Source organism: Streptomyces sp. CO7 (genome assembly GCF_053474865.1).
The window spans coordinates 78,802-84,201 of the sequence record NZ_JBRIOU010000006.1 but is presented as its reverse complement, the minus strand read 5'-3'; the positions used below and the strand labels follow the sequence as shown (position 1 = coordinate 84,201).

Here is a 5,400-nt window from a genome sequence, read left to right as displayed (position 1 = left end):
CCCTCGGGGCACGGGCAGTACAGCCCCCCCTCGCCGCCCCGCCCCGCCCGCCACATCACCCCGCAGGCCAGATGGGTGCACACCGACGAGTAACCGACCAGCGTCCCGTCGCCCAGCCGGACCGCCACCGCCCGGTCCTCCTCCTCCGGGTACCGGAACGCCACCGACTGCCCGGGCTCGATCCGGTCCGCGATCCGCACCCGCGGCGGCTGCTCCTCGCCGCTGTCCCCGTGCCGGTGCAGCACGCCCGCCGCCACCGCCACCCCGCCCACCGCGAGGCCCCCGGAGACGGTCGCCACCAGCCGCAGACAGTCCCGCCGGGTGGTCAGCGAGTGCGCGGCGATCCGCTCCCGCATCGCCTCCTGCGCCGCGTCGTGGTCCTGCCCCCCGCCCGGCCGCGCGCCGTCGTCGCCGTCGTCGGGCGCGGCGCCCGGGTCCGGCGCGGGGCCCTGATCGATCACGCTCATCGCACGTCCACCCCGTTCACCTCGACGACCGGCAGGCCGCCCGGGACCGGCCAGCGGGCCCGCTCGGCGGGCACCACCATGGCCACCCCCGTGCGCACCGTGCTCCGCCCGAAGGTGAACTCGTCCACCACCTGCACGCCCGGCCGCTCCTCCCGCAGCTCCTCCACCGTCCCGTAGAACAGCGCTCCCGTCGGGCAGACGGTGGCGCACATCGGCGCCAGACCGAACGCGGTGCGGTCGTAGCAGAGGTTGCACTTGAACTGCAGCTTCGCCGTCAGGTCGATCTTGGGAACGCCGAACGGGCAGGCGTTGACGCAGTTCGCGCAGCCGATGCAGCGCGTGGTGTCCGCCTCCTGCACGACCCCGTCGGCCGTCACCAGGATCGCGTCGGCCGGGCACACTTCGGCGCACGGCGCCACCGGGTCCTCGCAGTGCATGCAGACCGTCGGCAGCGCCGCCGTCGACAGGCCCTCCTGCGGGTAGTCCAGGTGGATCAGGGACTTGCCGCGGTGCGAATCGCACTCGCGGCAGGCCGAGACGCAGGCCTGACAGCCGATGCAGCGGCCCGGATCGATGAAGATGGTGCGGCCCATCATGAGTGGCGTCAGCTCCTCTCCGCGGTACCGCGGCCCTGCGACGCGGACGGCGGCAACGGGTCGGACAGGGAGACCTGGACCTCCTCGTAGGGGGCCCGGCCGGGCGGAACCGGCGGCAGCGGCACCTCGTCGAGCCGCTCCGCGAGCTCCAGCCGGGCGGCCGCCACCTTGTACTCCGGGATCCGCGAGCGGGGGTCCAGCGCGTCCACCGTGAGCACGTTGGCGGACGCCGGCGAGGGCCAGTGGTAGGGCACGAACACCGTGTCCGGCCGGATCGCCTCGGTCACCAGCGCCGGGAACACCGCGCTGCCACGCCGGGTGACCACCCGCACCGGGTCGCCGTTGCGGAAACCCTGCGAGGGGTGCACCTCGACCCAGGGCCTCGGCGTCTGCTCCACCAGACCGCCCAGGCGGCGGGTCTGGGTGCCCGACAGGAAGTGCGCCACCGTCCGGCCGGTCGTCAGGGTCAGCGGGTGCTCGGCGGTGTGGACGTCCGCCGGCGGATGCCACTCCACGGTCTGCAGGTGCATCCTGCCGTCCGGGTGGTAGGTGCGCAGGTCCTCGAAGAGCCGCGGCGTCCCCGGATGGTCGGTCGACGGACACGGCCAGCAGATGCCGCCGGTCTCCTCCAGCCGCTCGTAGGTGATGCCCGAGTAGTCGACCAGCGCCCCGGCCGTCGCCACCCGCAGCTCCTCGAAGACGTCCCGCGACCCGGAGAAGGCGAACTTGTCCCCTGCGCCCAGCCGCCGCGCCAGCTCGCACAGCACCCAGGTGTCGGTGCGCACACCCGGCGGCGGCTCCTGCGCCTTGTTGTGCTTGACCACCCGGGCCTCGGCGTTCGCCGTCACCCCCTCGTCCTCCGCCCACACCGTCACCGGCAGCACCACGTGCGCGTTGGCGGCCGTCTCGGAGAGGAAGAAGTCGAGCTGGACGTGGAACTCCAGCCGGTCGTAACCGTCCTGCACCGTCGCGTGGTGGGGCAGTGACACCAGCGGGTTGTTGCACACGCCCAGCAGCCCGCGGATCTCACCGCGCTGCATCTGCCAGACCATCTCCATCATCGACGTGCCCACGCCCGGCAGTTCGGCCTCGTCGATGCCCCAGATCTCGCAGATCTGCCGGCGGTGCTCCGGATTCTTCAGGTCCCGGCCACCGGGCAGCATGTCCGACTTCTGGCCGTGCTCCCGGCCGCCCTGCCCGTTGCCCTGGCCCGTCAGCGTGCCGTACCCCGCGCCCGGGCGGCCCACGTTGCCGGTCGCCACGATCAGGTTGACCACGCTCAGGCAGTTCTCCACGCCCTGCGTCTGGTGCTCGATGCCCCGGGCGTGACAGGCCATCGCGTTCTTGGCGCCCGCGAACATGCGGGCCACCTCGTACACCTGGGACTCCGGGATCCGGCAGACCTCCGCCGCCCGCGACGGCGGATAGTTCCGCACGCAGCGCACCACCTCGTCCCAGCCGGTGGCGTGCGCGGCGACGAACTCCTCGTCCACCAGCCCTTCCTCGATGATCACGTGCAGCACGGCGTTGAAGAACACCGAGTCGGTACCCGGACGCAACGCGACGTGGATGTCCGCCGTCCGCGCGATGGCCGTCTCCCGCGGGTCCACGATGATCAGCTTCGCGCCGCGGTCGCGCCCGCCCCACACGTACTGGGTGAGCACCGGGAAGCACTCGGCGATGTTGCCGCCCGCCACCAGCAGGCAGTCGGTCACCAGCATGTCGGCGAAGGGGTTGCCGGCCCGGTCGATGCCGAACACCGCCTTGTTGGCGGCGGCCGCCGACACCATGCACAGCCGGCCGTTGTAGTCCACGTGCCGCGTCTTCAGCGCCACCCGGGCGAACTTGCCGACCAGGTACGTCTTCTCGGTGAACAAGCTGGCCCCGCCCAGCATCCCGAAGGCGTCGGCGCCGTAGGTCTCCTGGACGCGCCGGATCTCACCCGCGGTGAAGTCCAGCGCCTCCTCCCAGCTCGCCTCCCGGAACGGCTCGTCGCGCGAGCTCCGGATCAGCGGAGTGGTCAGCCGCTCGGGGTGGTTGATCTGCTGGTAGGCGTTGACGCCCTTGGGGCACAGCCGCATCCGGTTGATGTCGTGGTTGCGGGGCTCCATGCCGAAGACCCGGCCCGCCTCGTTCACCCGCAGGTACATGCCGCACTGCACCCCGCAGAAGCAGCAGTGGGTGGGGACCAGCGTCTCTCCCCGCTGGTCCGCGTGCCACCGGTCGGCGGGGATGCCGCCCGCGTCACGGAAGGACTGCGCCCCCGGAGGCGCCAGTGTGGGGTCGAGCGGGACGGCCGGCCGGTTCACTTGTAGCCCTTCTTCACGTTCTCGAGATAGGCGGACCCGCGCAGCACCCGCTTGCACCGCGGGCAGTACTCGGTCCACTCGTCGAACTCGAGCCGCAGGTCGCGCATGGTGCCGCGGAGGTTCTCCACATAGGCGGCGGTGTCCACGGTGGTGCCGCAGCGGCGGCAGGCGAACACCTTCTCGTCCTGCCGGTCGGTGTACTTGAACAGCTGCATGCCCACGGCCGCCGGGCGCTGGACGATGTGGAAGAACTTGCCGAACGGCAGGTAGATCAGGGTGAACACCACCGCGATCATGTGGAGCACCATCAGGAACTCGTAGCCCTGACCGTGCAGGAAGATCGCCGAGAAGGTGAGCAGCAGCCCCGTCACCGAGATCACCACCAGGGCGATCAGCGGCAGCAGGTCGTAGGCGAACCGCTGACCCGTCATCGCCCCGCGGTCGCGCATCCGGCGCCACAGGAAGTACGTGGCGCCCGGGATCACCAGCACCGCCGCGATGTCCAGGCCGTGGAAGAGCAGCCAGCCGAAGACGCTCAGCGAGTCGAACGTCATCAGCTTCACCCCCCACATCCGCCACTCGTACTGCGGACCGGAGCCGGTGGGTGAGGTGAAGGTGAACCAGCCCCAGGTCAGCGGGAAGGTGATCAGGGCGGCCAGCACACAGCCCCAGAAGATCAGCTGGTGCGCGGCCCAGCGGCCGTGCGAGCGGGCGCCCAGGAACTTCTGGAAGCCGAGGTAGGTGGCGATCATGCGGGGCACCGCGGTGGGCGCCCGGCGGAAGTTCTCCACGGAGAAGAAGGAACGCCAGCCCTTCTGGAAGAGCCGGCGGGCGGCCGGCGCGGAGACCCACACGGTGTACCGGTACACCAGCCCGAAGACGAGGAAGACGGAGGCCGCCGCGTAGGGCAGCAGCGCGGAGTCGAAGTCCCGCAGCAGCCTGCTGCCGAACACGATGGCCAGGATCAGCAGGACGGCCGCCACGGTGCCCGCGAGGGTCGCCCGGCCGGCCACCGAGAGCCGGTCGAGGTGACGCGCGGGCCCTGGGGCGACGGGCGGGGGATTGGACTCGCTCACACGGGCACACTAGGAGAGGGCGGGCCGGGAGTGCCCCTTTTGTTCCTTCGGGCGGGCATGTCTCACTCCACCGGTCCCCCCGGCGGCATCCCTGCCGTCGATCCCTCGGGGCGGCGTCCCCGCCGCAGGTCCCCGCACGACAGAACAGGCAGCCGAACGCACGTGACCACCGACAACCGGCAGAAGAATCCCCGGACGGACCGGATCGACCTCCGGAGCACCCCGACCGCCCGCGACTTCCGCGAGGCGCACCGCGCCCACGCGCGCTCCACCCGGGCGGGCCGCCTCCGGCTCGCCCTCACCCTCGCGCTGACCCTCGCGGTCATGGCGGTGGGCGTCCGCCACGGCTCGGTCACCGTGCTGTCCCTGGTGATGGGCATCGCCTACCTGTTCTTCGCCCTGGTCTTCCTGCCCAGGGCGCAGGCCGGCCGGGCCGCCGCCAGGGCCGCGGAGAACGGCGGGCAGCGGGTCCGCCTCGACGCCGACGGCGTGCGCGTCACCGAGGGCGGCGAGCAGCGGCGGTACGCCTGGACGGAGATTGCCCGCCACCTGGAGACGGAGCACCTGTTCCTGCTGATCGGAGCCGACCGGGCCCAGTCCTGCCTCGCGGTCCTGCCGAAGGAGGGCTCCGGGGACCGGCTGCGCGCCCTGCTCGAGAACCGGCCCGCCGCGGACCGGCCGAACTGACCGGAACGGCCGCGCGAGCCCGCGGCGCCGTGTGAGGCTTCGGTCATGCGTGCGACGTACCCCGCTCCCCGTTCCCCCGCCCCGGCCCACGGCCTCCACCTGCGTCCCTGGCGTCCGGCGGACGCCGCCGCCCTGGTCGAGGCCCACCGGGACGACGCCATGCGCTGGTGGCTGACCGATCCGCTCGACGACGTGACCGCGGCCCGCGGGTGGGTCGACGCGCAGGAGGAGGCGGCCGGGCGCGGGGAGCGGTTCTCCTTCGCGG

Annotated in this window: 6 protein-coding genes; 2 read left to right on the top strand and 4 right to left on the bottom strand. The window is 72.3% G+C overall.

Features of this window, described 5'->3' with window-relative positions:
* The 4 genes from ACOV8S_RS21740 to ACOV8S_RS21725 form a co-directional block, all read right to left on the bottom strand.
* A partial coding sequence (locus tag ACOV8S_RS21740) for a QcrA and Rieske domain-containing protein (RefSeq protein ID WP_448319586.1) occupies positions 1 to 467 on the bottom strand: 467 nt, incomplete at its 3' end.
* Positions 464 to 1,063: a 4Fe-4S dicluster domain-containing protein gene (locus ACOV8S_RS21735; RefSeq protein WP_448319585.1), complete on the bottom strand. Its 600-nt coding sequence runs from the start codon at positions 1,061 to 1,063 to the stop codon at positions 464 to 466. The genes ACOV8S_RS21735 and ACOV8S_RS21740, both read right to left, overlap by 4 nt.
* An 8-nt stretch (positions 1,064 to 1,071) precedes the next feature.
* Positions 1,072 to 3,372, bottom strand: coding sequence for a molybdopterin oxidoreductase family protein (locus tag ACOV8S_RS21730; RefSeq protein WP_448319583.1), 2,301 nt, complete (start codon positions 3,370 to 3,372; stop codon positions 1,072 to 1,074).
* Complete coding sequence (locus tag ACOV8S_RS21725) at positions 3,369 to 4,448, bottom strand: MFS transporter (protein WP_448319581.1); 1,080 nt, start codon at positions 4,446 to 4,448, stop codon at positions 3,369 to 3,371. Before ACOV8S_RS21725 ends, ACOV8S_RS21730 begins: the two co-directional genes overlap by 4 nt.
* 162 nt (positions 4,449 to 4,610) lie before the next feature.
* On the opposite strand from ACOV8S_RS21725, the gene ACOV8S_RS21720 reads away from it, so the two are divergent.
* Together ACOV8S_RS21720 and ACOV8S_RS21715 are read left to right on the top strand one after the other, a co-directional pair.
* The gene (locus ACOV8S_RS21720; RefSeq protein WP_448319579.1) at positions 4,611 to 5,135 is read left to right on the top strand and encodes a YcxB family protein; all 525 of its coding nucleotides are present in this window, start codon (positions 4,611 to 4,613) and stop codon (positions 5,133 to 5,135) included.
* Between the two features lie 45 nt (positions 5,136 to 5,180).
* A partial coding sequence (locus ACOV8S_RS21715) for a GNAT family N-acetyltransferase (protein ID WP_448319577.1) occupies positions 5,181 to 5,400 on the top strand: 220 nt, incomplete at its 3' end.